Here is a 25802-nt window from a genome sequence, read left to right as displayed (position 1 = left end):
TTTGGCGCACACTGCAGGCATGGAGCCACAGCGATCCGAGACCGCCCACACGCTGCCTGACGGTGCGCCGAGTGCCTCGCGGCGCCGGCTGTGCCAGGGCCTGGCCGCCCTGGGCGGGCTGGCCCTGAGCGCAGGGCCGAGGGCGGCGCCGCAGCCCGATGCCTTGCGCATCAGGCATGCGCTCTCGCAGGAGCAGAACGCCAAGGTGCTGAGCTACGAGCAGACCGTGCTGCGCCTGCTGCTGGACAAGACCCAGGCCAGCCATGGCCCCTATCAGCTGGAGGCGGCGCCGCCCCTGTCGCAGAACCGCGCCTCGCTGGAGCTGGCCAGCGGCGGCCTGGATCTGCTGAGCTCCATCACCTCGGTGCAGCGCGAGCAGGGGGCGCTGCCGCTGCGCGTCTGTCTGTACCGAGGCTTGCTCGGTGTGCGCCTGCCCATTGCCCTGGCCAGCCGGCGCCGGGCCCTGGAGGACATCGTGGATCTGGAGCAGGCGCGACGCCTGCGTCTGGGGCAGGTGGCGGACTGGCCCGACACCCGCATCCTGGCCGCCAATGGCTGCTCGGTCGAGCGCCTGTCCCGGCTGAGCGTTTTTCCGGAAATGCTCAGGCGCGAGCGCATCGACCTGTTCGCCCTGGGCGCCACCGAGGTCTATCCCATCGTGGATGCCTTGCCCGGCCTGGCCGTGCTGGAGAGCTGGCTGCTGGCCTACCCGTCCGCCTACTACTTCTTTGTCAGCCCGCATCGGCCCGAGCTGGCCCAGCGTCTGCAGCAGGGCTGGGAGCTAGCCCTGGCGGACGGCAGCTTCGAAGCCCTGTTCGAGCAATGGGTGAGCCCGCAGCTCAAGCGGGCCCGCTTGGCCGAGCGCCGCTGGCTGCGTCTGCGCAACCCCGATCTGCCCCCGCTCACCCCCCTGGGCGAAGCCAAGCTCTGGCACCCCCTGGTGCGCAGCCGCTTGCTGGCGGAGCCGGGCTGAAGCAGCCCGGCTCCGCTGGCGCCGATCAGGCCTGGCGCCAGCGCTCCATCAGGCCCTGCCACTTGGCGCGGGCCGCGTGCACATGGCGCTCCTTCACATGGCCGTAGCCGCGGATCTCCTCGGGGATGCGTGCGATGTCCACGGCCAGGGCCAGGCGCTCGGCCGTGAGGCCCTTGGCCAGGATCTGCTCGATGCTCTGGCGGTAGTCCTGGATGAGCTGGCGTTCCATCTTGCGCTCGGCGGTGTGGCCGAACACATCGAAGGCCGTGCCGCGCAGACCCTTGAGCTTGGCCAGGATGCCGAAGGCCGGGCGGATCCAGGCGCCCATCTGCTGCTTGACCAGCTCGCCCTTCTCGTTCTTCTTGGCCAGCAGGGGCGGGGCCAGGTGGTGCACGATCTTGTAGTCACCCTCGAACTGCGCGGCGATCTTCTCGACGAACTTCTTGTCGCTGTGCAGGCGCGCAACCTCGTACTCGTCCTTGTAGGCCATGAGTTTGAAGAGGTAGCGGGCCACGGCCTCGCTCAGACGGGTGGAGCCCAGCGGCGCCTCGGCGGCGCGCACCTTCTCGACGAAGGCCTGGTACTGCGCGGCATAGGCCTCGTTCTGGTAGTCCGTCAGGAAGCTCAGGCGCTTGGCCAGCATCTCGTCCAGGCTGTCGCGCTTGACGATGTTGATGACCTGCTGGGCGGCGTAGAGCGACTGCACCGCGGCCAGATCATGGGCGCAGCGACGGCCCCATTCGAAGGCGGCCTTGTTGTTGTCGATCTGCACGCCGTTGAGCTCCATGGCGCGCATCAGGGCCTCATAGCTCAGCGGCACGCGGCCCTGCTGCCAGGCGTAGCCCAGCATCAGCGGGTTGGTGTAGAGCGAATCGCCCAGCAGCTTGAGCGCCACCTCCTCGGCATCGAAGCGGCCCACGCCGTCCTGGCCGACGGCCTGGATCACGGCGCTTTCGCATGCGGCGCCGGGGAAGGACCAGTTGGGGTTGTTGACCAGGCTGGCTGTGGGCGAGCCGTGGGTGTTGAGCGCCACATAGGTGCGGCCCTCGCGCATCACGGCCAGGGTGCTCTTGTTGGCGGCGACGATGGCGTCGCAGGCGATCACCAGATCGGCCTCGGCCGTGCCCACCTTGGTGCAGTGGATGGCGTTGGCCTCGTTGGCGATCTGGATATGGCTCCAGGTGGCGCCGCCCTTTTGGGCCAGGCCCGCGGCGTCCTGCGTGATCACGCCCTTGCCCTCCAGGTGGGCCGCCATGCCCAGCAGCTGGCCGATGGTGATCACGCCCGTGCCGCCCACGCCGGCCACCACGATGCCCCAGGCGCTCTCTGCGTTGGGGATGCGGGGCTGGGGCAGGGCGGGCAGGCCGGCATCGAAGGGGCTCAGGCGCTTGTCCTTCTTGGGCTTCTTCAGCTCGCCGCCCTCGATGGTGACGAAGCTGGGGCAAAAGCCCTTCACGCAGCTGAAGTCCTTGTTGCAGGTGCTCTGGTTGATCTGGCGCTTGCGGCCGAACTCGGTCTCCAGCGGCTCGATGGACAGGCAGTTGCTCTGCACCGAGCAGTCGCCGCAGCCCTCGCAGACCAGCTCGTTGATCACGGTGCGCTTGGCCGGGTCGGCCAGCTTGCCGCGCTTGCGGCGGCGGCGCTTCTCGGTGGCGCAGGTCTGGTCGTAGATGATGGCGGTGACGCCGGGGATCTCGCGGAACTGGCGCTGGATGGCGTCCAGCTCGTCGCGGTGGTGCACGGTCACGCCGCTGGCCAGGGCGCGGCCCATGTACTTCTCGGGCTCGTCGCTGACGATGACCAGCTTGGCCACGCCTTCCGAGATCAGGCTGTTCATGATCTGGGTGACCGAGTGGCCCTCGGGGCGCTCGCCCACCTGCTGGCCGCCGGTCATGGCCACGGCGTCGTTGTACAGCACCTTGTAGGTGATGTTCACGCCCGAGGCGATGCTCTGGCGTATGGCCAGGATGCCGCTGTGGAAGTAGGTGCCATCGCCCAGGTTGGAGAAGATGTGCTTGGCGGTGCTGAAGGGCGCCTGGCCCACCCAGGGCACGCCCTCGCCGCCCATCTGGGTGAAGGTGGCGGTGTTGCGGCCCGGCATCCAGGTCACCATGTAGTGGCAGCCGATGCCGCCCACGGCGCGCGAGCCCTCGGGCACGCGGGTGCTGGTGTTGTGCGGGCAGCCCGAGCAGAACCAGGGCGTGCGGTCGGCGCCGGCGGCCAGCTTGGCCTCTTCCTGCAGCGCGCGTTCGCGCGACTCGATCAGGCTCATGCGCGCATCCAGGCGGGCCGCCACATCGGCATCCACACCCAGCTTCTTCAGGCGCTTGGCAATGGCGCGCGCGATCAGGGCCGGGGTCAGGTCGGCCTCGGGGCGCAGCAGCCAGTTCTTGCTGGGATTGGGCAGGCCCCACTCACCGCCGCTCTGGCCGTCGTCATCGAACTTGCCCAGCACATGCGGGCGCACATCGGAGCGCCAGTTGTAGAGCTGTTCCTTGATCTGGTATTCGATGACCTGGCGCTTCTCTTCGATCACCAGGATCTCTTGCAGACCGGTGGCGAAGTCGCGCGTGATGCTGGCCTCCAGCGGCCAGACCACATTCACCTTGTGCAGGCGTATGCCCAGACGGCGGCAGCTGGCCTCGTCCAGACCCAGGTCGTGCAGGGCCTGACGCGTGTCGTTCCAGGCCTTGCCGCTGGCGATGATGCCGAAGCGGTCCTGCTCGCCGGCGATCACGTTGTAGTTGAGCTTGTTGGCGCGCACATAGGCCAGGGCGGCGTACCACTTGTGGTCCATCATGCGCGCTTCTTGGTCCAGCGGCGGATCGGGCCAGCGGATGTGCAGGCCGCCCTCGGGCATCTGGAAGTCTTCGGGCAGGATGATGTTGACGCGGTCCGGGTCCACGCTCACCGAGGCCGAGGACTCGACGATCTCCTGGATGGTCTTGAGTCCCGACCACAGGCCCGAGAAGCGGCTCATGGCAAAGGCATGCAGGCCCATGTCCAGGATGTCCTGCACGCTGCTGGGGAAGAAGACCGGGAAGCCCGCGGCCTTGAACACATGGTCGCTCTGGTGGGCGGCGGTGGAGCTTTTGGCGATATGGTCGTCGCCCGCCACCGCGATCACGCCGCCGTGGCGCGAGGTGCCGGCCATATTGGCGTGCTTGAACACATCGATGCAGCGGTCCACGCCCGGGCCCTTGCCGTACCAGATGCCGAACACGCCATCGAACTTCTTCTGCTCGGGGAAGAGGTCCAGCTGCTGCGTGCCCCACACGGCGGTGGCGCCCAGCTCCTCGTTCACACCGGGCTGGAACACGATGTTCTGCTTGGCCAGATGCTTCTTGGCCGCCATCAGGGCCTGGTCGTAGCCGCCCAGGGGCGAGCCGCGATAACCCGAGATGAAGCCCGCGGTGTTGAGCCCGGCGATGGCGTCGCGCGTGCGCTGCAGCATGGGCAGGCGCACCAGGGCCTGCACGCCGCTCATGAAGGCGCGGCCGTGGTCCAGCGCATATTTGTCGTCCAGCGAGACCTTCTCCAGGGCGCGCAGGATGTGTTCGGGCAGCGGTGCATTCATTGGCTTTGGGCTCCTGAGGGGTCATCGACATGCAGGAGGCCTGGGCGCTTGTGGCGCCGGCCCTGTCGACAGCAGTATGGGCGGTTTTGCGTGTTTGCGGCGCAGCCGGGCCTTGGCGCAAGGCTTGTGGCTTGCGCGCCTGCAAAGGGCACCGGGCTGCGGCGCTTCGGGCGCGTATTCCCGCCGGGCAGTGTAGGCAAATGGCCCCGCGCGGTGCTTTCTTCTTGATGGCCAAACCAGTGTGCTGGAGCAATAATCTTGCTCAAACAACCGCTTTAGGTGCAAATTGGCTTCCAGAAAACCGACATCAGGGAAAACCATAGGTTCCCCATCGGCGGCGGCGACCGGCGTGGGGGCGGAGGAGGGCGGTGAGGGCCTGGACCGCTATCACATTGCCATCCTGGCCGAACTGCAGCGCGAGGCGCGCCTGTCCAACGCGGAGCTGGCCGCGCGCATCGGGCTCTCGGCCGCGCCCACCTGGCGGCGCGTGCGCTGGCTGGAGGAGCAGGGCTATATCACCGGCTACCGTGCCGAGATCGACCGCCGCAAGATCGGCCTGGGCGTGCTGGCCTTTGTGCGCGTGGACACCGAGCGCAGCGCCGGCAGCGCCACCCGCGAGCTGGAGGCCGCCATCCGCGCCCTGCCCGAGGTGATCGCCTGCCACTACATCTCGGGGGCGGGCACCTTCGAGCTGCAGGTCATGGCCACCGACCTCGATGCCTTCAGCCGCTTCTCCATCGACACCTTGCTGAACCTGCCCAATGTGAAGGACATCCACACCAGCTTTTCGCTGGGCGAGGTCAAGGCCAGTGGCGCCCTGCCGCTGGGGCATCTGCGCGGGGGCACTTGATCGGATACGCTGGCGCGTCCTGCCACCGCCCCTAACAGCCGCTTCATGAGCACCAGCGCAAGCCTGCCCTCCCGACATCTGTTGCTCGCCCTGGCCGTGGTCGCCACCTGGGGCAGCAATTTCGTCATCATCCGGCTGGGCCTCAACGCCTTTCCGCCGCTGCTGTTCGCGGCGCTGCGCTTCGCGCTGGCGGTGCTGCCGGCCATCTTCTTTCTGCCCAGGCCCGATGTGCCTTGGCGCAATCTGGCGGCCTATGGCGCGCTTGTGGGCGTGGGCCAGTTCGGCCTGCTCTATCTGGCCATGGGCTCGCAGATCTCGCCCGGCCTCGCGTCGCTGGTGATCCAGACCCAGGTCTTCTTCACGCTGCTGCTGGCCATGCGCCTGAGCCACGAAGCGCCCCAGCCCTACCAATGGCTGGCCCTGCTGCTGGCCGCCTCGGGCCTGGCGGTGATCGGCGCGCACACCGATGCCCACACCACGGTGCTGGGCCTGGCCATGGTGCTGCTGGCCGCCTTCAGCTGGGCCAGCGGCAATATCGTCGGCAAGCGCGCCGGCCGCGTGAACATGCTGGCCTATGTGGTGTGGAGCTCGGTGTTCGCCGCGCCGCCGCTCTTGCTGCTGTCGCTGGTGTTCGAGGGCCCGGCGCGCATCGCCGAGGGCCTGGCCAGCGCGGGGCCGGTGGCCTGGGGCGCCCTGGTCTGGCAGGCGGTGGGCAACACCTTGTTCGGTTATGGCGTCTGGGGCTGGCTGCTGTCGCGCCACCCCACCAACCAGATCGTGCCGCTGGCCCTGCTGGTGCCGGTGTTCGGCATGAGCACCGCGGCCTGGTGGCTGGGAGAAGACTTGCCGGCCTGGAAGCTTGGCGCCGCCGCCCTGGTGCTCAGCGGCCTGGCCTTGAACCTGCTGTGGCCCCTGCGGCCCTGGCGCGCGCGCTGATGATGGTGCGGTGTCTCCTGGCCTCCACCCTGGCCCTGCTGGCCGCGCTGAGCAGCCCACGGGCGCAGGCCTTCAGCGACACCCGCGCCCAGGAGATCGCCCAGTGCCTGCCGGGCGAGCTGCAGACCTGGAACGATGGCCGCGACACGCCCTCGCCGCATGGCGCCTGGCTGTTTGTCTATGCGCATGCCGGCGCGCCGCAGGCGTTCAGCGCCGCGCAGGTGCTGGGTGTGCTGCAGCGCGCCGCACAGGCCTGGGCGCCCTGCGGCCTGCCGGTGCAGGTGATGGACGAGGCGCAGGCCCGCGCGCAGCCGCCCGATCCCGCGCAAGGCCGGGTGCGGGTGCAGTGGGACGATGCCGCGGTGCGCGGCAACTTCGCTGCCGCCAACCTGACGCAGCGCACGCTGAACCTGAGCCCCGCGATGTTCGCGCTGCTGCGCCAGCGCAATCCTGCGCATCCGGCCCTGCAGACCCTGCAGATGAGCGTCTCGCACGAGATGGGTCACTTCCTCGGGCTGGTGGCGCATTCGCGCCGCTGCGTGGACGTGATGTCCTACTACCACGACGGCCGCGGCAATCACTGCAGCGCACGCGTGCCGGACGCGATGAAGAGTTTTGTGGAGTACCGCTCCAGCCTGCCCACGGCCTGCGATATCGCGCGCTGCCGCGCCGTCAACGGCATGGCAGCGGCCCCCTGAGGCCGGCCGGCGCTATGCTGCAGCTCATGAATGCCACACGCCGTCTTTGCCTGCTCGCGACCGCCGCCGTGATGCTGCAGGGCTCAGACCTCGCCCAGGCCCAGCTGCCGCGCCAGAACCTGCTGGTGGAGCTGCGCTGGGTGGAGTCCGGCATCAGCGCCGCGGCCGTGGCCGGTGTGCGCCAGGGCGCGGTGGTGGTGGGCACCGGCGGCAGTGTCTCGACGCGTCCTGGCGGTGTGAGCCTGTCCACCCGCCGGGTGGAGCAGGACAGCAGCCAGCAACACCAGCTGCTGGTGCTCAATGGCGGCACGGCCAGCGTCATGCTGGCCGAGGTGGAGCTGCTGCAATGGCTGGACTACGGCGTCTCCCTGCGCAGCCCGGGCGAAGCGCGGCCCCAGCCCGCCGCCCGTGGCGAAGCCCTGCTGCGCAGCGTGCCGGTGGAGCGTCGCAGCGGCTTTGTGCTTAGCCCCAGCTGGCCCGGCGGCGAGCAGCCCGTGCGGGTGGAACTGCGCGCCCTGGCGCCCAGCGGCGCCCGGGGCGAAGCCGAGATTCTCTCCACCGTGCAAGTGCCCCTGGGTCAGTGGCTGACGGTGGCGCGCCGCGGTCTGCAGCAGCAGCGCAGCGAGAGCGGCGTGCTCAGCAGCCGCGATGCCGAGCAGCAGAGCCAGCGCGAGCTGCAGCTGCGGGTGCAGCCGGCACCTTGATGGGCTTTATTGGTATTTGATTGGTGTTAGTCTCCCGGCCTCTCAGCCGGAGCTTTCTTTCATGCCCTCGCTTGCCCAGACCGCCGCTGCCGCCCTTGCGGCCCTGCTCTTTGCTTCCGCCGTACCGGCCCAGACGTCCCAGGCGGCCGAGCCGCCCCTGTTTGGCGCCGGCCCGCTGGCCGTGGAGCGCAGCAGCCCCAAGGTGGTGGGCGTCTACATGCCCAACTGGGAGTCGCCGGCCCTGCTGGAGCAGCTGCCGGCAGGCAGCGTCAGCCATGTGCTCTACGCCTTTTTGCGCATCTGCGGTCCGGGCCAGCTGCCGGTGGATGCGCCCAAGTGCGAGGGCCGTGCCGACTTCGAGCTGGGCACAGGTGCGGTGGACAAGCGCTTTGACGCCGCCTTCAGCCAGCTCAAGGCCCGCCAGCCCCATGTGAAGGTGCTGGCCTCGGTGGGCGGCTGGGGCGGCTCCGACCCCTTCTTCCATCTGGCCAACGAGCCCGCGCGGCGCGCCGTCTTCATCGCCTCGGCCCTGCGCTTTCTGCGCGAGCATCCGGGCTTTGACGGCATCGACATCGACTGGGAGCACCCCGGCAGCAATGGCGCCGCCAACGGCGTGGCCCTGGGCAGCCCGGCCGATGGCCAGGGCTATGCCGATCTGATGACGGAGCTGCGCGCCGGTCTGAACCGCCTGACGGCCGAGACCGGGCGGCTCTATCTGCTGAGCACCGCGCTCAACACCACCAGCGCCATCATCGATCGCATCAACTTCCGCCAGGCGGAGCAGGCCCTGGATCTGGTCTTCATGATGAGCTACGACTACTACGGCGGCTGGTCCGAGCGCGTGGGTCATCACAGCGCCCTGCGCAGCAGCGCGCCCGAGGCCGACGACAGCCTGGAGCGCGGCGTGCGCAATCTGCGCGCCGCGGGCGTGCCGGCGTCCAAGCTGGTGGCGGGCGTGGCCATGTATGGCCGCGGTTTCTCGGGCGTGCGCGAGCCGCGCACCGGGGCGACCAAGAAGGCCGCCTATCCTGGGGCCGAGGGTGCCATGGTCTACCGCGAGATCGCGGCCCGCTATCTGGATCGCCAGGGCCGGGGCCAGCGCGGCTTTGCGGCCCGCCTCGACCCGGTGACCCAGGCCTGGTCCCTGCACCATCCGGGTCTGCAGCTCTATATCGGCTACGACGATCCGCGCGCCGTGCTGGCCAAGGGCCGCTTCGTCCAGGAAGCCGGCCTGGCCGGTGTGTTCGCCTGGGAGCTCAGCCAGGACAACGGCGACCTGCTCAACGCCATGAATCGCGGCGTGGGCAATCTGCTGATCGCACCACCGCGGACCAAGCCCTGAGCCAGATCAAGTCGCCGCGAGGCGCTTGGCCGCAACATTCGCATCGAGCGGCCGCCGCATCCTTCTGATCAGGGCGGCAACCCGATGTGGTGGTCGCTCGTTTTCCGCGACCGGCAGTGAGCCGTCCTTCGCGCCCCTTCCTGCCGCCGCCCCTCCCTTCGCTTCTTCCATCCCGACCGCAGGTCCGGTCTCGGTGCCCTGGGCGCCGCCATGGTGCCCGCGCCCGCTTTGCTGGTGCGAGCGTGCGCTGTGCGCGCGGCACATGTGCTGCAGCTATGGGCTTTGCATCAGCCGCTATCGATGTCGCGGCGCCGGCTTCTGGTTTCTACCCGGGGCAGGGCGCGAGCGCCGGGCAAGAATCGGCGCGGGCCTGTGGTGCCCGCCTATCCGTCAGCCTGTCTGTAGAGGAGCGTATGAGAAAAACCCTGCCGCCGACCCAGTACACGATCTCCCGCCGTGCCGTGCACGGTCTGCTGGCCAGCAGTCTGGCCCTGGCTTGCGGCTTCCAGCTGGCCCAGGCCGCCACGCCCAAGGACACCCTGGTCCAGGCGCTGGCCTTCGACGACATCATCACCATGGATCCCGCCGAGTCCTTCGAGATCTCGGCCGGCGAGATCATGGGCAATACCTACGACCGCCTGGTGCGCCTGAATGTGGCCAATCCCTCCGAGCTGGTGGGCGATATCGCCAAGAGCTGGAAGGTGGGCGAGGACGGCAAGACCTACAGCTTCGAGCTCAAGCCCGGGCTGAAGTTCGCCTCGGGCAATCCCCTCACCGCCGAGGACGTGGCCTGGTCTCTGCAGCGCGCCATCCTGCTGAACAAGACCCCCGCCTTCATCCTGGCCCAGCTGGGCTGGAACAAGGACAACGTGGCCCAGCGCGTGCGCGCCACCGGCCCGCTGAGCCTGGTGCTGGAGACCGAGAAGAGCTTCGCGCCCACCCTGGTGCTGAACTGCCTGACGGCCAATGTGGCCTCGGTGCTGGACAAGAAGCTGCTGCTCAGCAAGGAAGCCAATGGCGATATGGGCTACGCCTGGCTCAAGACCAATTACGCCGGCTCCGGCCCCTACAAGCTGCGCGAGTGGCGTGCCAACGAGATCATTGCCCTGGAGCGCAATGCCAACAGCGCCACCAAGGCCCCCCTGGCTCGCGTGATCTACCGCCATGTCAAGGAAGCCTCCACCCAGCGCCTGATGCTGGAGAAGGGCGATATCGATGTGGCCCGCAATCTGGCACCCCAGGATCTCAATGCCCTGGCCGCCAACAAGGAGGTGAAGACTGCCACCACGCCCAAGGGCACGGTGTTCTACATCTCCATGAACCTCAAGCACCCGGCCTTCGCCAAGCCCGAGGTGCGCGAGGCCATGAAGTACCTGCTGGACTACGAGGGCATTGGTGCCACCATGGTTCAGCACATCGGCCGCATCCACCAGAACTTCCTGCCCGTGGGTCTGCTGGGCGCCGCCACCGACAAGCCCTACAAGCTCGATGTGGACAAGGCCAAGGCCCTGCTGGCCAAGGCCGGCTACCCCAATGGCTTCAAGGCCAGCATCGATATGCGCACCGTGCAGCCGGTGCAGGGCATTGCCGAGAACTTCCAGCAGACCGCCAAGCGCGCCGGCGTGGAGATCGAGATCATCCCGGGCGATGGCAAGCAGACCCTCACCAAGTACCGCGCCCGCAGCCACGATATGTACATCGGCACCTGGGGCTCGGACTACTGGGATCCGCACACCAATGCCGACACCTTTGTGCGCAACCCCGACAACAGCGACGAGGCCAAGGCCAAGCCCCTGGCCTGGCGCAATAGCTGGGACATTCCGGAGCTGACCAAGAAGGCCGACGCCGCCATGCTCGAGCGCGACGGCAAGAAGCGCGCCGCCATGTATCAGGCCCTGCAGGCCGAGTTCCGCCAGACCAGCCCCTTCATCATGGTCTACCAGCAGACCGATGTGGCGGCCTATCGCAGCCATGTGCAGTCCCTGGTGCTGGGGCCGACCTCGGACACCAACTACGTCTTCACGGTCAGCAAGAAGTAGTTCCCGCGCGCGCCGAGCGAAAGCCCTTTGCATGTCGTCCCGTTTGAAGCCCGGCGCGAAAGCGCTGGGCAGCTTTCTCGTCACCATCGCGCTGACCTATCTGGGTCTGCTGGCCGTGACCTTCTTCATCGGCCGCGTGATCCCGGTGGACCCGGTGCTGGCCATCGTCGGTGACCGCGCCACCGAGGACCAGATCGCCCAGGTGCGTGCCCAGCTGGGCCTGGACCTGCCCCTGTGGCAGCAGTTCCTGATCTATCTGGGCAAGGTGGCCCAGGGCGATTTCGGCACCTCGGTGCTCAGTGCCAATCCGGTGCTGGACGATATCCGCCGCGTCTTTCCGGCCACGCTGGAGCTGGCCACGGTGGGCATACTCATCGGCGCCGGTCTGGGCGTGCCCCTGGGCGTCTGGGCCGCGGTGCGGCGTGGCGGCCTGGCCGACCAGGCGGTGCGCGTGATGGGCCTGGTCGGCTATTCCGTGCCCATCTTCTGGCTGGGCCTGATGGCCCTGGTGCTGTTCTACGCCAAGCTGGGCTGGGTGGGCGGCCCCGGGCGCATCGATGTGGCCTTCGAGTACAGCATCAGCCCGGTCACCGGGCTCATGCTGGTGGACACCGTGCTGGGCGCGCTGGAGGGCAATGGCTGGGAGCCCTTCTGGAATGCCCTCTCGCACCTGGCCCTGCCGGGCGCCCTGCTGGGCTACTTCTCCCTGGCCTATATCAGCCGCATGACGCGCAGCTTCATGCTGCATGAGCTGGCCCAGGAATACGTGGTGGCCGCGCGGGCCAAGGGCCTGTCGGAGGCCCGCATCATCTGGCGCCATGCCCTGCGCAATGCCATGGTGCCCCTGGTCACCGTGATCGCCCTGTCCTACGCCGGCCTGCTGGAGGGCTCGGTGCTGACCGAGACCGTCTTCGCCTGGCCGGGCCTGGGTCTGTACATCACCAACTCGCTGCAGAACGCCGATATGAACGCGGTGCTGGGCGGCACCCTGGTGGTGGGCTCCATCTTCATCGCCCTCAATCTGCTGTCTGACTTGCTGTACCGACTGCTGGACCCCCGGACCCGTGCCCGATGAGCACCGCCAAAGAATCCCTTCATGACTGGCTGATGAGCGAGCGTCCCGGCTCGCGCCGCCAGGCCGCGCTGGGCCGGGCCTATGCCGGCTGGCGCGGCTTTGCCCGCAACCGCCTGGCCCTGGGCGGCCTGCTCATCGTGCTGGGCCTGCTCTTTGTGGCGGCCTTTGCCAACCAGCTCGCGCCCTACCATCCCAATGTGGGCGATCTGACGAGCACGCGCCTGCTGCCGCCGTCTAGCGCGCACTGGTTCGGCACCGATGACCAGGGCCGCGACATCCTCTCGCGTCTGATCCACGGCTCGCGCATCACGCTCTTTGTGGTGGTGCTGGTGGCCGTGCTGGCCGCGCCCATCGGCCTGATCGTGGGCACGGTGGCGGGCTATCGCGGCGGCTGGATCGATGCGGCGCTGATGCGCGTCACCGACATCTTTCTGGCCTTCCCGCGCCTGATCCTGGCCCTGGCCTTTGTGGCGGCTCTCGGGCCCGGCATCGAGAACGCGGTGCTGGCCATTGCCCTGACCTCCTGGCCGCCCTATGCCCGCATTGCGCGCGCCGAGACCCTCACCATCCGCCAGGCCGACTACATCGCCGCCGTGCAGCTGGTGGGCGCCTCGCACAGCCGCATCGTGCTGCGCCACATCATGCCCCTGTGCCTGCCCTCGGTGATCGTGCGCGTCACCCTGGACATGGCCGGCATCATCCTCACCGCCGCCGGCCTGGGTTTTCTGGGCCTGGGCGCCCAGCCGCCGCTGCCCGAGTGGGGCGCCATGATCGCCGCCGGCCGCCAGTACGTGCTGGACCAGTGGTGGGTGGCCGCGGGGCCGGGTCTTGCCATCTTTGTCGTCAGCCTGGCCTTCAATCTGCTGGGCGACGGTCTGCGCGACGCGCTGGATCCCAAGAAATGAGTTGCACGCCTTTGCTCGAAGTCGAGGACCTGCGGGTCAGCTTCCCCACCCGCGACGGCGGCGTGTTCGAGGCCGTGCGCGGCGTGAGCTTCAGCCTGGGCCAGGAGCGCCTGGGCATCGTGGGTGAGTCGGGCTCCGGCAAGTCGCAGACCGGCCGCGCCATCCTGGGCCTCTCGGCGCCCGAGGCGCGCATCACGGCCCGGCGCCTGGCCTTCAAGGGTCAGGACTTGCTCGCCGCCACGCTGGCCCAGCGCCGGGCCCTGCGCGGCGGCGCCATCGCCATGGTGCTGCAGGACCCCAAGTACTCGCTCAACCCGGTCATGCGCATCGGCGCGCAGATCGAGGAGACCCTGCGCGTGCACACCAAGCTCTCGGCCAAGGCCGCCCGGCAGCGCGTGCTGCAGGCCCTGGCCGATGTGGCCATCAGCGACCCCGAGCGCGTCTACCAGCTCTATCCGCACGAGGTCTCGGGCGGCATGGGCCAGCGCGTGATGATCGCCATGATGCTGATCGCCGAGCCCCAGCTGCTGATCGCCGACGAGCCCACCTCGGCCCTGGACGTGACCGTGCAGCTGCAGGTGTTGTCCATCCTGGACAAGCTGGTGAAAGAGCGCGGCATGGGCCTGATCTTCGTCTCGCACGACCTGCGCCTGGTGTCGAGCTTCTGCGACCGCGTGCTGGTCATGTATGCCGGCAAGGTGGTGGAGGAGGTGCGCTCCGGCGCCCTGCACGAGGCGCAGCACCCCTACACCCAGGGCCTCTTGAACTGCCTGCCGCGTCTGGGCGAGTCGCGCCACCCGCTGCCCACGCTGGACCGCCAGGAGAGCTGGAAGCTATGAGTCGCCTCGGTATCGAGATTGAAGGCCTGCAGGTCCGCTTCGGCGACTTCACGGCGGTGCACGAGGCCACCTTCAGCGTGGCGCCGGGCGAGAGCTTCGGCCTGGTGGGCGAGTCGGGCTCCGGCAAGTCCACCATCCTGCGAGCCATCTGCGGCCTGGCGCCGCGCAGCGCCGGCACGGTCAGGCTCACGGGCGAGGGAGAGCTGCCCGCGCCCGGCAGCCCCGCCTTTCGCCGCCGCGTGCAGATGGTGTTCCAGGACCCCTACGGTTCCCTGCACCCGCGCCACACGGTGGACCGCATCCTGGCCGAGCCCCTGGCCATCCACGGCATGCCCGAGGCCGAGGCGCGCATCCGTCGTGCGCTCGACGAGGTGGGCCTGGGCCAGGGCTTTCGCTTCCGCTACCCGCACCAGCTCAGCGGCGGCCAGCGCCAGCGCATTGCCATCGCGCGGGCCCTGATCCTGGAGCCCCAGATCCTGCTGCTGGACGAGCCCACCTCGGCGCTGGACGCCTCGGTGCAGGCCGAGGTCTTGAACCTGCTGGAGGCGCTGCGCCGCGAGCGCGGCCTGTCCTTCCTGATGGTGAGCCACGACCTGGGCGTGGTCACCCATCTGTGCGAACGCCTGCTGGTGATGCAGGGCGGTCGTATGGTGGAGCAGCTGGCCGCCGCGGATCTGGCCGCCCAGCGTGTGAGCCAGGACTACACCCGGCAGCTGATGCAGGCCTCGGTGGGCTTTCGCCGCGCGGCCTGAGCGGCCCCTGGCCCTAGCCCCGCTTGCGCAAGCTGGCCGGCGGGCGGCCCAGCAGGCGCTGGAATGAGCGGCGCATGCGCTCGGTGCTGCCAAAGCCGCAGTCCTGCGCAATGCGCTGCACCGAGGGCTGGCCGCTCTCCAGCGCGGCGCGCGCGGCCTCCACGCGCAGGCGCTCCACCACCTGGGCCGGTGTGGCGCCGGTCTCCGCCACAAAGCTGCGGGCAAAGTGGCGCGGGCTCATGCACATGCGGGCGGCCAGGGCTTCGACCCGGTGGTCCTGGCGCAGATCGCGCCGGATCTCGTCCAGCAGCGCGCCAAAGCGGCCCTCGGGCCGCTGCAGCTCCAGCAGGGGTGAGAACTGCGACTGCCCGCCCGGCCGCCGCCGCTCCACCACCAGCTGGCGCGCCGCCTCGCGCGCCAGCGCCTCGCCGCAGTCATGCGCCACCAGGGCCAGGCACAGATCGATGCCGGCCGTCATGCCCGCACTGGTCCAGAGCTCGGGCCGGCGTGCCGGGCCGGCGCGTGAGGAGGCCGGCTCGCGCACATAGATGCGGTCCGGCTGCAGGCGCACGGCCGGAAACTCGGTGGCGAACTGCCGGCTGCGCGACCAGTGCGTGGTGGCGCCGCGCTCGTCCAGCAGGCCGGCCGCGGCCAGCAGCAGGCTGCCGCTGCAGATGCTGGCGATGCGCGCGCCGCTGCGGCTGGCGCGCTGCAGCCAGCGCACCAGGCGGGTGTCCCGGCCCGCGGCGTCCACCCCGTCGCCGCCGATCACCATCACCAGATCGCCCTCGCCGCAGACGCGGGGCAGGCCTTGCACCGGCCAGTCCACGCCGGCCGAGCTGCGCGCCGTGCCCGCCCGGCTGGCCACCAGGCGCCAGTGGTAGCTGTCGGGCTGCTGCAGCCGCGCCAGCTCGAACACCGCCATGGGTCCGGCCAGATCCAGCTGCTGGAAGCCGGGAAAGAGTACGAAGACGATGCGGCAGCTCATGCGGCATTGTGGCGGCATTCCTGCCGAGCCGCGATGGCAGAAAAGGTGGGAACTGCGTCATGGCTGTCACGGCCCGTCTTGCGCACACTGCGAGCCATCGACGCCAAACACCGGGAGCACGCCGCATGAGCACGCTGGGCGACAGCCTCATCACCATCACCCACAGACCGGAGCTCGTCTTCGCGCAGGGCCAGGGCAGCTGGCTGCTCGACGAGGCCGGCAAGCGCTATCTGGACCTCGTGCAGGGCTGGGCCGTCAACAGCCTGGGGCATGCGCCCGCCGTGATTGCGCAGGCGCTGAGCGAGCAGGCGCGGCGCCTGCTCAATCCCAGCCCGGCCTTCTACAACCGGCCCATGCTGGACCTGGCCGATCGTCTGGTGGCGCTGAGCTGCTTTGACCGGGTCTTTCTCGCCAGCTCGGGGGCCGAGGCCAATGAGGCGGCCGTGAAGCTGGCGCGCCGCTGGGGCCGCAAGCACCGGGGCGGCGCCCACGAGATCATCAGCTTCGAGCAGGGCTTTCACGGCCGCACCCTGGCCATGATGAGCGCCTCGGGCAAGCCGGGCTGGGACCGCATCTACACGCCCATGCCCGCGGGCTTTGCCAAGGCACGGCTCAATGACATCGAGTCCGTGGCGCGCGCCGCGGGGCCGGACGCGGTGGCCGTGATGATCGAGTTCGTGCAGGGCGAGGCCGGGGTGAACCTGGCCGACCCGGGCTTTGTGCGCGAGCTGCGCGCGCTGTGCAGCGAGCGCGAGCTGCTGTTGATTGCCGACGAGGTGCAGACCGGCATCGGCCGCTGCGGCCGGGCCTTCGCCTACGAGCTCTTCGATGTGGAGCCGGACCTGATGACCCTGGCCAAGGGCCTGGGCGGCGGCGTGCCCCTGTCGGCCCTGCTGTGCAAGCAGGCCTTCAACTGCTTTGAGCCCGGCGATCAGGGCGGCACCTACTGCGGCAATCCGCTGATGGCCGCCGTGGGCCTGGCCGTGCTCGACGAGGTCTGCCGCCCCGAGTTTTTGGCGGCGGTGCGGCAGCGCGCGCGCTATCTCGCCCAGGGCCTGCAGCAGATCGTTCGGGATCATGGCCTGCTGGGAGAGCGTGGCGCCGGCCTGCTGCGCGCCCTGGTGCTGCCGGGCAATCAGGCCGAGCAGGTCGTGGCGGCCGCGCGCGAGCTCGCGCCCGTGGGCCTGCTGCTGAATGCGCCGCGGCCGAATCTGCTGCGCTTCATGCCCGCCCTGAACATCAGCGAGGCCGAGATCGACCAGGCGCTGGACCTGCTGAGGGCGGCGCTGCGCCAGGTGCTGGGCTGAGCGGGCGCCTCAGCTTGACGCAGGCCCGTAACCGGCCTCGGCCTAAGATGCCGGCCATGAGACTTGCCCTGATCGCCCACGACCACAAGAAGGACGCCATGGTGGCCCTGGCCGCCGAGTTCGCCGATTTTCTGCAGCGCTGCGAGCTGATCGCCACCGGCACCACCGGCGGCCGGCTGCGCGACGAGCTGGGCCTGAGCCGCGTGCACTGCGTGCTCTCCGGCCCCCTGGGCGGCGACTTGCAGATCGGCGCACGCCTGGCGGTGGGCGAACTGGACGGCGTGATCTTTCTGCGCGACCCCATGACGCCCCAGCCCCACGAGCCCGACATCAACGCTCTGGTGCGCGCCTGCGATGTGCACGATGTGCCCTGCGCCACCAATGTGTCGGGCGCGCGGCTGATGCTGGCGGCCTGGGCGGCGAAGATGGGCTAAGCGCCCTCGGCGCAAACGCCCAACGCCGCCACAAGCAGGAGAAGGGGCAGGCCTGATGCGCAGGTAAAGGAGGAGGCCGCGCAGCGGCCGGGGGACACGTAGCAGCAGGCCTGCCCCTTCTCCTGCGCCCGCCCGCCTATCCGCTTCGCGCCAGCAATCAGTGCCGCCCCGCCAGCGCCTTGGCAATCCGGTGCTTGTTCACCGTGGGCTTGGGCACGCGGATGTCGAACCAGCGGCGCACGTCCTCGTCCAGGCCGATGCCGTGCATGAAGTTGTAGATGGCCTTCTTGAGCGCGCGGCCCAGGGCGTCGTGGTCCACGCCGGTGGGGTCGATAAAGCCCACATCGTTCTTGGCGAAGGGGCTGTCGGGCAGGGGCAGCAGCTGCACCCCGTATTCCTCGGGGTTCTTGCCCACCGGGGAGTGCACGGTGCAAGCAAAGCGGTGGAAGAAGCCGCTGTGTATGCAGCCGTTCAGGAAGAGCTGGCGCACGTATTCCAGCGCGTCCACCGTGTCCTGCACCGTCTGCGTGGGAAAGCCGTACATCAAGTAGGCGTGCACCAGGATGCCGGCATCGGCAAAGCCCTTGGTCACGCGCGCCACCTGGTCCACCGACACGCCCTTCTTCATCAGGGCCAGCAGGCGGTCCGAGGCCACCTCCAGCCCGCCTGAGATGGCGATGCAGCCGCTGTCGGCCAGCTGCTGGCAGAGCTCGGGCGTGAAGGTCTTCTCGAAGCGGATATTGCCCCACCAGCTGATGGCCGTGCCGCGGCGCTGCAGCTCCTGGGCCAGGGCCTTGAGCGCCTTGGGCGGCGCGGCCTCGTCCACGAAATGAAAGCCCGTCTGCCCCGTCTCGGCCACGATGGCCTCGATGCGGTCCACCAGCACCTCGGCCGAGGCGGCCTCGTAGCGCGAGATGTAGTCCAGCGAGACATCGCAGAAGCTGCACTTCTTCCAGTAGCAGCCGTGCGCCACGGTGAGCTTGTTCCAGCGCCCGTCGCTCCACAGCCGGTTCATGGGGTTGAGCATGTCCAGCAGGGAGAGGTATCGATCCAGCGGCAGGCCGTCCCAGGTGGGCGTGCCCACCTCATCGAACGGGATGTCGGGCTCGCCACCGAAGTTGATGTAGCGGACCTCGCCGTCCTCGCGCACAAAGGTACGCACCAGGCGCTGGCGCGAGCGCTGGCCTTGGCAGTGCTCCAGCAGGGCCAGCAGGGGGCGCTCGCCGGCATCCAGGGTGATGTAGTCGATATGGTCGAACACGCGCGGCTCCCGCAGCTCGCGCAGCTCGGTGTTCACAAAGCCGCCGCCCAGCACCGTCACCACGGCCGGGTTCGCCGCCTTGATGCTCTGCGCCATGCGCAGGGCCGCGTACACCGCGCCGGGGAAGGGCACCGAGAGCAGCACCAGCTGTGGCTGGTGGCGCTCCAGGGCCTCTAGCGTGAGCGCGTGCAGGGTCTGGTCCACCAGATTGGGCGGCGCGGCCAAGGCCTGGGCCAGGGGCTCGAAGGTGGGCTGGGCCGTGGCCAGCTTCTCGGCATAGCGCACGAACTCGAAGCGCTCGTCCACGGCCTCGCGCAGCACATCGGCCAGATCGTTCAGATAGAGCGTGGCCAGATGCCGCGCCCGGTCCTGCAGGCCCAGGGCGCCAAAGGCCCAGGCCAGCGGGTCCTCGCCCTCCTCGTGGCCCAGATAAGCGTCCAGCGTGGCGAAGCGCGCGCCCTCGGGCAGCAGGCCGCGGGTGTTGATGCGGTGGGCCAGGGTCGGGTCCTGGCCTTGCAGAAAAGCGATCACCCGCTCGATGGTGGCCTCATAGCGCGGGTACTCGGCCAGGAACTGCTGCACCTGGCGGCTGTGGCGCTGCGGCGGCAGGGCCTCGGCCACCTCGCGCAGCCGGGCCAGGCCGGGGCGCGAGAGCAGGCGCAGCACCAGGCCCAGGGCCAGATCCTCCTGCACCGCCGGCACGCCGCGCGAGCGCAGAAAGCCGGTCAGATAGGCGGTGGAGGGGTAGGGCGTGTTCAGCTGCGTCATCGGCGGGATGAGGCTGAGCACGCGCAGGGGCGTGGCGGCGGACATGGCGGGCGGGGAAAAGCAGCGGGGCTGCGCGGGGGAGGGCGCCCATTTTGCCAGGGGGGGCGGCGGGTCGGGCCGCGCGGGCTTTGTGCCGACGTTCTTGCCCGCCTTTGCGTGCGCTGTCTTCCTTAGTTTGCAGGACGAGCACCGGCCCGGCCGGGTGTTAGCGTCCCTCGCGGCCATGGTGGCCGCAAAGGACGTGCAATGAAGCGTGTACTGGCAAAGGTTCTGGTGGCGGGTTCGCTCGCTTGTGCAACGGTCATGCTGCCCCTGCAGGCGCGGGCCGGCGACTGGCCCATGACCCAGGGCGACTTCTGGGATGTCACGGGCGTGACCCTCAAGGGCGGCGGGGCCATGGCCTACGCCAACTTCCTGGCCAGCGCCTGGAAGGCCGATCAGGAGTACGCCAAGTCCAAGGGCTGGATCAAGAGCTATATGGTCATGTCCAACGTCCATGCGCGCAAAGGCGAGCCCGATCTCTACCTGGTGGTGGTGAGCGAGCGTCTGCCCAGCGGCCCCGAGGCCGAGAAGCGCAGTGACGAATACCTGGCTTGGAAGAAGAAGACCAACGCCCAGCTGCAAAAGGAGTCGGGCGACCGGGCCGAGGTGCGCGAGATTCAGGGCAATTTGCTGCTGCAGGAGCTGCGCTTCAAGTGAGCGCAGGCGTCTGGCCCGTTCGTTTGCGGGCTAGTTCGCTCAGATCTGCCCGCGCCCAGGCTCGCCGCGCCAAGAGGGTGAAGACAGCGGCCAGGGCGAGCTCAGCCACGTGATGGGCTGGGCCGCGCGTCCACAGCACGGTGTTCCACAGGCTCTCCCCCCCAAGCAGCATCGGCGCGAGGAGCACAGCCGTGAACAGCAAGCCAGCGCCCAGTAAACCGGTGATCACCTTTTTGGCGCTGCCCAACATGCCGCGCAAGCAGGTGGCCAGCGCCACCGCCAGGCTGAGGTCAGCCAGCAGGGGGAGGCCGTAGCGCCACGCCAGGGTGGGAAATTGGCGCCAAGGAGGCGAGGGCAAAAAGGGCAGCAGCGTGAACAGCAGGGCAAGGGCCAGGGAAAGGGCCACGATGAAGCCCACCAGGGATGCCAGGGTGGAACCCACGATGCGCGGCCCCAGATGGCGCCGGAAGTGCCCGCCAGGGGCCAGCAGCACGCGCCAGTGCGAGACGGCACCACGCAGCAGGCATGTGGCGAGCAGAGTCAGCGCCAGCAGGCGCAGGCCATGCCCTGGCGTCACCGTGCTGCCCCAGGTCTGCAAGAAGTGCCGTTCGCTATCAGGATTGCTGAGATTGCTGGCAATCTGCGGCAGCATGGCTATCGGGATACTGCCCAGCTCGGCCGGGTTGTCGACACGTCGCCAGGGCTCGCTCCAGCGCATCCAGATGCCGCCCAGGCTTTGCTTGAAGCGCAGAACCGGCCCGGGCAAGTTTCCAAGCTCGCGCGCTTCCCGTGCCAGACGGCCATGGATCAGGCGGCTGGCCATGGCCGCCATGCCCATCATCATCAGCAGGCTTGTCACGCCCCCGGCAAGGGCCACTGCGGGCGAGAGACCTTGCAGGGCCCATGCAAGCACGAGCGCTTCGGGCGTCGTTGCCATATGCCAGTACGACAGCGCCAGCAAGGCACTGCCGGCTCCCAGGCCCCAGGGCCATGACAGCAGGCCTTGCAGGGCTGCTGCCAGCAGCAGGGCCAGCCCGAGCAGACCGGCCAGCATGGCTGCGCCCCATAGGGCACTCAACACCGTCATCGCCCAGTGTTCACCAGCAGGCGGCATGAGCAGACGCAGCACCAGCAGGGGCAACGCGATCACGGCCCAGAACAGCAGCAGATCGCGCTGATGGTCCCGCAGGGCCTTGTGCCAGAGCGCGAGCGGCGCCACCCGACCCAGCCAGACGCGGTGCTGCACCCGCAGCTGGGCCAGGGTGGCGAAGGGCAGGGGCAGCAGCAGCGCCGTGGCCAGGAGGCTCAGCCCGGTGTGCCAGCCCGCATCCAGCTGCCCCATCGCCAGGCCGCTCATGAGCAGCGCGACCAGCACGGTGCCGCCCATGACGGCGCAGATGACCCACAGAACGACCCAGCCGACGGGCGTGCGCTCGAAGAATCCAAAACGGCGGGCCGGGGCGCTCATCATGCGTTCAGCTCGGCAAACAGCTCGTCCAGCCCCAGGGCCTGACCGGCCGCAGGCGGCGCCTCGGCCACACGCGCATCGAACAGCACCCGCTCCCGGCCCGCGAGCTCGCGCCGGTTCAGAACGCCGGCACCGCGGGGCAGGGCGGTGTGGCCCGCGGGCAGCTCCAGCAGGCGCACATGCTCGGTCAGCGCATCCCATTCACCCACCAGCTGCAGCTGGCCCGCGCGCAGAAAAGCCACGTGGGTCACCACGCGCTCCAGGTCCGTGAGCAGATGGCTGCTGATGAGCACGGTGCGCGGCGGCCCCTCGGCGTCGCGGCGCTCAAACAGCGAGCGCATGAAGTTGCGTCGCGCCATGGGGTCCAGGCTGGACACGGGTTCATCCAGCAGCAGCAGGTCCGGGTCGTGCGCCAGGGCCAGCAGCACGCTGAGCTTTTGCTGATCGCCGCCCGAGAGCCGGCTGGCGCGCACGCCCAGCGGCAGATCCAGCTGCGAAGCCAGCAGCAGCGCCCGACGCTCGTCGTAACCCCGATAGAGCGCGCTGAAGCGGCGCAGATGCTGCTCCGCCGTGAGCCAGTCAAAGAGATCCGGCGTCTGTGCCACATAGCCCAGGCGCTCGCGCACCGCATCTGGCAGCTCCAGCGAGGGGGCGCCCAGCAGGTGGCAATGCCCCGTGTCCGGTGCACTCAGGCCCACGAGGCAGCGCAGCAGCGTGCTCTTGCCCGCCCCGTTGCGGCCCACCAGACCGACCACCGCGCCGACCGGCACCCGCAGATTGATATGGTTCAGGGCGATGCAGTTGCCGCGCCACAGGCTCAGTCCCTCGGCCACCAGCGCAGGCGGGGCGGCGTCATCATCAAACAGCATCGTCTTGTTCTCCGGCAGGAAGAGATTTCAGGCAGCGCTGGAACACGGCCAGCGCCTCCTCATCGCTCAGGCCCAGCTGGCGGGCTTGCTGGGCCGCCAGCTGCAGCGCCGGCTCCAGCAGCGCGCGCCGCTGGCCGGCCCGCGCCGTGGCCGCCGGGCGCGTGGCGATCACCATGCCCAGGCCGCGGCGCCGCTCCAGCAGACCTTCGGCTTCCAGAAGGCTGTAAGCCTTGCTGACGGTCATGGGGTTGATGGCGTGCTCCTGTGCCACCGCGCGCACGCTGGGCAGCTCCTCGCCCGCCCGCCATTGGCCGCTGGCCACATGACGCCGCACCTGCTCGACGATCTGTCGGTAGATGGGCTCGGCCGCGGACGGATGGATGCTGAAGCGCATGCGACAACTGTATTGCTGTACTAATACGGTGGTCAATTCCACCCGATGGGGGATGCGTCCTGCACAGCCGGCAAGTTGGAGCGCGCTGGCTACGATAGGCACCAGCCTTGGCACGCGTGGCGTGCTGCCGCCCTCAAACTCCCGGAGTGTTTGCCATGCAATACCGTTCCCTGGGCCGCAAGAGCCCGCTGCAGGTCTCGGCCCTGTGCCTGGGCACCATGATGTTTGCCGACCAGACCGCGCTGGCCGAGGCCCGGTCCATCGTGGACCATGCCGCCGAGCATGGCGTGAACTTCATCGACACCGCCGATGTCTACTCCCTGGGCGGCAGCGAGCGCATGGTGGGCGAGCTGCTCCAGGGCCGGCGCCACGACTGGGTGCTGGCCAGCAAGCTGGGCAACAAGATGTCCGATCGGCCCAATGAGCGCGGCTACTCGCGCGCCTGGGTGCAGCGTGAATGCGAGGCCAGCCTGCAGCGCCTGGGCACCGATCACATCGATCTGTACTACCTGCACCGCGACTACCTGGGCCTGGACCTGGAGGAGCCGCTGCGCGCCATCGCGGCGCTCATCGAGCAGGGCAAGATCCGCTACTGGGGCCTGTCCAACTTCCGCGGCTTTCGTATTGCCGAGGCGGTGCAGCTGGCGCGTGCGCTCAACATGCCCGCGCCGGTGGCCTGCCAGCCCTACTACAACCTGCTCAACCGCCAGCCCGAGGTCGAGATCCTGGCCGCCTGCGATCATTTCGGCCTGGGCGTGGTGCCCTATAGCCCCATCGCCCGCGGCGTGCTCTCGGGCAAATACGCGCCCGGCGCGCAGCCTGAGCAGGGCAGCCGCGCCGGCCGTGGCGACAAGCGGATTCTTGAAACCGAGTTCCGCGCGGAATCCCTGCAGATTGCCCAGACCCTCAAGGCCCATTGCGAAGCCACCGGCGGCCGCAGCCTGGCCCACTTCGCCACTGCCTGGGTGCTGGCGCACCGCGCCGTCAGCGCCGTCATCGCCGGCCCGCGCACCCTGGCCCAGTGGACCGACTACTTCGGCGCGCTGGACCTGACGATCAGCGCCGAGGACGAAGCCCTGGTGGACCGCCTGGTGCCGCCGGGGCATCCCTCCACGCCGGGGTATCTGGATCCGGCGTATCCGATTGAAGCGAGGCGGGGCTAGGCGCGCCAGCACGGGCGCCACGCTCTGGCACTCAGTCGTCGATCAGCGGCAGGCCGCTCGGTGGATAGGCATAGGCATGGCCGTCAAGGCTGCTGCGTACAAGCTCGCCCGGCTGGTCTGCGCGATGCTGAGCAAGTGCGAGGAATACACCGATGCGGGGCAGGACTACTTCGAGGAACGCTGCCGCGAGTGCGTACTGAGGAACCTCACCGAACGGGCCAAGAAGCTCGGCATGCAGATCGTTCCGGCGCCTCATCCCGTCTGAAAACACCATTGCAGATCAACTACTTGGGAGGTGTTTCTTGAGAGGCGGCGCGTGCTTGCTTGGCGACCGAGACGACGGCGCGTGACCTGAGACGTTTCGTGTAGCCAGATGGAAGGTGAGTTCTCTCGTAACCTTGAAACGAGGAGAACTCATGAAGAAGCGATTTTGTGCGTTGTCGTACCCTGCTGATGGGGGATGGCACGATCAATGACTCGGGAGGTGTGTCTTGAGAGAGAAAGACGCCACCCGCGGCGGCGGCACTTGTGCCGGCCGCCCGATGGAAAGCGGCTTACTTCACCTGCCCCTCGCCCACAAGGCGACCACCCTCGTACACCGTGAACGACCTTCTGTCTTCGATGACGCGAACCCGCTCGCCGCAAACTAGCACGACCTCTTCGGTTTGGCCCGGCTCCACCTTCTCGATGGACTGCGGGATCCGAACCGCGCAGGTGACTCGGTCCCGTTCCCCGGACAACTGAACCTGCGGACGGTAGTTGTCATAGATAGGGCTGACCCTCCCAACTTTGCCTGCAGCAGGTAGCAGTTTGAGTGCGACGTTGATCGCGATGTTGGCAGGAAAGGTGACGAACTTCGGATCGGAGGCTCTCGCGCTTGCGCATGAAAGGGCAGCAATGAGGGCGACCACAGTGGCTTGGATTGGAGTGCGCTTCATCGTGTCAGTGTATGGGGGAGCGAAACGAGCGCTGGTTCAGCAGCGGTTTCATTTCGAGAGTCGGCCAGGGTCAGGTCTTGATGAAGAAACGATGCGTCGGTGTCGACGCGGCGGGATGTCCCTGTAAAGGGTCAGGCCGCGACCGCGGGTGATGGTGGGTAAAACTCCAGGATTTCGTCCTCGTATTGGTCGAGTTCTCCCGTGCTCTGCCAGCGGAGATGCCTGTAGAAGCCGTACGAGCGGACGTTTGGGTCCGATGAGCAGCCCAAGAAGAGGCGTCTGTGCCCGAGCTGGGTCAGGGTGTTGCAGACGAGTCCGAGCAGATGGCGGGCAATCCCGCGTCCTTCATGGCTTGGCAAGACAAGCAAGACCACAAGCTCTCCAGTCTTGGCTGCGCCGAAGCAGTAGCCAACCATCTGGTCGCCATCCTGGCAGACGTATCCGTGCAGCTCGCCAGATCGAATGTCTTCTCCCCACGTCTGGCTCGTGATGCCGATCTCTGCGAGTCGCTGCTCGGATATAGCGTTCTCTCGTGTGAGACCTCGGAGGCGGACGCACTCGGGAGCGTCACTGGGTAGGGCAGGCCTGTATTCGAAGGTCACGATGTTGCGCTGCTTGATTGAGCGGGCCAACGTTTGAGTTCGCCTGCGGCCGGCAGGCGGCGAAGCCGGCTGGCGCACGTCGGGTGCAACGAAGGGTTATGCGTACTTCGGCTCATCGCTTTGCGTTTCGCAGCAGGGTAAGCACGTCCTGGCGACCAAGGAACTGCGCCGCAGCTTCGGAGTTCGGCGTCGGCTGCGCGCCATGCTGAAGAAGAAGGCGA

Annotated in this window: 24 protein-coding genes; 16 read left to right on the top strand and 8 right to left on the bottom strand. The window is 68.6% G+C overall.

All coding sequences use genetic code 11. The annotated features are described in order from the left end of the window. Positions 1–19: 19 nt before the first annotated feature. Entirely contained in the window at positions 20–973 is a 954-nt protein-coding gene (locus tag DFR39_RS00120; protein ID WP_133601508.1) for a type 2 periplasmic-binding domain-containing protein, read from the top strand. A 25-nt stretch (positions 974–998) separates the two neighbouring features. Here the strand turns inward: DFR39_RS00120 and DFR39_RS00115 are convergent, their stop codons facing one another. Further along, on the bottom strand, positions 999–4550 hold the full coding sequence (locus DFR39_RS00115) for an indolepyruvate ferredoxin oxidoreductase family protein (RefSeq protein ID WP_133601507.1): 3552 nt from the start codon (positions 4548–4550) through the stop codon (positions 999–1001). A 349-nt stretch (positions 4551–4899) separates the two neighbouring features. On the opposite strand from DFR39_RS00115, the gene DFR39_RS00110 reads away from it, so the two are divergent. The 10 genes from DFR39_RS00110 to DFR39_RS00065 all read left to right on the top strand — a co-directional run bounded on the left by DFR39_RS00110 (position 4900) and on the right by DFR39_RS00065 (position 14690). Next, a complete protein-coding gene (locus DFR39_RS00110) occupies positions 4900–5400 on the top strand; it encodes an Lrp/AsnC family transcriptional regulator (RefSeq protein ID WP_246030625.1) in 501 nt (166 codons plus the stop codon). Between the two features lie 63 nt (positions 5401–5463). Beyond that, complete coding sequence (locus DFR39_RS00105) at positions 5464–6336, top strand: EamA family transporter (RefSeq protein ID WP_211343791.1); 873 nt, start codon at positions 5464–5466, stop codon at positions 6334–6336. Continuing rightward, positions 6336–7034 (top strand): zinc metalloprotease, encoded by a 699-nt coding sequence (locus tag DFR39_RS00100; RefSeq protein WP_211343759.1) that lies wholly within the window; start codon positions 6336–6338, stop codon positions 7032–7034. The genes DFR39_RS00105 and DFR39_RS00100 overlap by 1 nt, the downstream gene beginning before the upstream one ends. Before the next feature lie 26 nt (positions 7035–7060). Continuing rightward, positions 7061–7738: a hypothetical protein gene (locus DFR39_RS00095; protein WP_133601504.1), complete on the top strand. Its 678-nt coding sequence runs from the start codon at positions 7061–7063 to the stop codon at positions 7736–7738. A gap of 61 nt (positions 7739–7799) precedes the next feature. Further along, entirely contained in the window at positions 7800–9080 is a 1281-nt protein-coding gene (locus tag DFR39_RS00090) for a glycoside hydrolase family 18 protein (RefSeq protein ID WP_162849350.1), read from the top strand. Between the two features lie 413 nt (positions 9081–9493). Further along, the gene (locus tag DFR39_RS00085) at positions 9494–11119 is read left to right on the top strand and encodes an ABC transporter substrate-binding protein (RefSeq protein ID WP_133601502.1); all 1626 of its coding nucleotides are present in this window, start codon (positions 9494–9496) and stop codon (positions 11117–11119) included. 31 nt (positions 11120–11150) lie between these two features. Continuing rightward, positions 11151–12194: an ABC transporter permease gene (locus DFR39_RS00080; RefSeq protein ID WP_133601501.1), complete on the top strand. Its 1044-nt coding sequence runs from the start codon at positions 11151–11153 to the stop codon at positions 12192–12194. Further along, on the top strand, positions 12191–13099 hold the full coding sequence (gene nikC / locus DFR39_RS00075; RefSeq protein WP_133601500.1) for a nickel transporter permease: 909 nt from the start codon (positions 12191–12193) through the stop codon (positions 13097–13099). Before DFR39_RS00080 ends, nikC begins: the two co-directional genes overlap by 4 nt. Then, a complete protein-coding gene (locus tag DFR39_RS00070) occupies positions 13096–13938 on the top strand; it encodes an ABC transporter ATP-binding protein (RefSeq protein WP_133601499.1) in 843 nt (280 codons plus the stop codon). The genes nikC and DFR39_RS00070 overlap by 4 nt, the downstream gene beginning before the upstream one ends. After that, positions 13935–14690, top strand: coding sequence for an ABC transporter ATP-binding protein (locus DFR39_RS00065; RefSeq protein WP_133601498.1), 756 nt, complete (start codon positions 13935–13937; stop codon positions 14688–14690). Before DFR39_RS00070 ends, DFR39_RS00065 begins: the two co-directional genes overlap by 4 nt. Positions 14691–14703: 13 nt before the next feature. On the opposite strand, the gene DFR39_RS00060 is transcribed toward DFR39_RS00065, so the two are convergent. Continuing rightward, positions 14704–15678: a GlxA family transcriptional regulator gene (locus DFR39_RS00060; RefSeq protein WP_133601497.1), complete on the bottom strand. Its 975-nt coding sequence runs from the start codon at positions 15676–15678 to the stop codon at positions 14704–14706. Between the two features lie 125 nt (positions 15679–15803). Here DFR39_RS00060 and DFR39_RS00055 point away from each other — a divergent pair, with 125 nt between their 5' ends. Both DFR39_RS00055 and DFR39_RS00050 read left to right on the top strand, forming a co-directional pair. After that, entirely contained in the window at positions 15804–16985 is a 1182-nt protein-coding gene (locus tag DFR39_RS00055; protein WP_133601496.1) for an acetylornithine transaminase, read from the top strand. Between the two features lie 47 nt (positions 16986–17032). Next, entirely contained in the window at positions 17033–17419 is a 387-nt protein-coding gene (locus DFR39_RS00050) for a methylglyoxal synthase (RefSeq protein ID WP_133601495.1), read from the top strand. A 157-nt stretch (positions 17420–17576) separates the two neighbouring features. On the opposite strand, the gene DFR39_RS00045 is transcribed toward DFR39_RS00050, so the two are convergent. Next, complete coding sequence (locus tag DFR39_RS00045) at positions 17577–19493, bottom strand: B12-binding domain-containing radical SAM protein (protein WP_133601494.1); 1917 nt, start codon at positions 19491–19493, stop codon at positions 17577–17579. Between the two features lie 258 nt (positions 19494–19751). On the opposite strand from DFR39_RS00045, the gene DFR39_RS00040 reads away from it, so the two are divergent. Next, the gene (locus DFR39_RS00040; protein WP_162849349.1) at positions 19752–20147 is read left to right on the top strand and encodes a hypothetical protein; all 396 of its coding nucleotides are present in this window, start codon (positions 19752–19754) and stop codon (positions 20145–20147) included. Here the strand turns inward: DFR39_RS00040 and DFR39_RS00035 are convergent. From DFR39_RS00035 to DFR39_RS00025, 3 genes are read right to left on the bottom strand one after another with little or no spacing between them, the layout of a single operon-like run. Further along, entirely contained in the window at positions 20140–21615 is a 1476-nt protein-coding gene (locus DFR39_RS00035; RefSeq protein ID WP_133601492.1) for a hypothetical protein, read from the bottom strand. The two genes, DFR39_RS00040 and DFR39_RS00035, sit on opposite strands and share 8 nt — an antisense overlap. Continuing rightward, positions 21615–22484, bottom strand: a complete 870-nt coding sequence (locus DFR39_RS00030) for an ABC transporter ATP-binding protein (protein ID WP_133601491.1) — start codon at positions 22482–22484, stop codon at positions 21615–21617. Before DFR39_RS00030 ends, DFR39_RS00035 begins: the two co-directional genes overlap by 1 nt. Then, complete coding sequence (locus tag DFR39_RS00025) at positions 22474–22878, bottom strand: GntR family transcriptional regulator (RefSeq protein ID WP_133601490.1); 405 nt, start codon at positions 22876–22878, stop codon at positions 22474–22476. The genes DFR39_RS00030 and DFR39_RS00025 overlap by 11 nt, the downstream gene beginning before the upstream one ends. 155 nt (positions 22879–23033) lie before the next feature. Between DFR39_RS00025 and DFR39_RS00020 the strand changes: the two genes are divergently transcribed. Further along, positions 23034–24041, top strand: a complete 1008-nt coding sequence (locus DFR39_RS00020) for an aldo/keto reductase (protein ID WP_133601489.1) — start codon at positions 23034–23036, stop codon at positions 24039–24041. Positions 24042–24117: 76 nt separating this feature from the next. After that, complete coding sequence (locus DFR39_RS00015) at positions 24118–24306, top strand: hypothetical protein (protein ID WP_133601488.1); 189 nt, start codon at positions 24118–24120, stop codon at positions 24304–24306. Positions 24307–24595: 289 nt separating this feature from the next. Here the strand turns inward: DFR39_RS00015 and DFR39_RS00010 are convergent, their stop codons facing one another. Beyond that, a complete protein-coding gene (locus DFR39_RS00010) occupies positions 24596–24979 on the bottom strand; it encodes a hypothetical protein (protein WP_133601487.1) in 384 nt (127 codons plus the stop codon). A gap of 131 nt (positions 24980–25110) precedes the next feature. Then, on the bottom strand, positions 25111–25581 hold the full coding sequence (locus tag DFR39_RS00005) for a GNAT family N-acetyltransferase (RefSeq protein ID WP_133601486.1): 471 nt from the start codon (positions 25579–25581) through the stop codon (positions 25111–25113). Positions 25582–25802: the final 221 nt, after the last annotated feature.

The sequence above is a fragment of the Roseateles asaccharophilus genome (assembly GCF_004362405.1).
GTDB lineage: Bacteria > Pseudomonadota > Gammaproteobacteria > Burkholderiales > Burkholderiaceae_C > Kinneretia > Kinneretia asaccharophila.
Note: the sequence above shows the minus strand (reverse complement) of the source record. Positions and strands in the feature narration are given on the sequence as shown.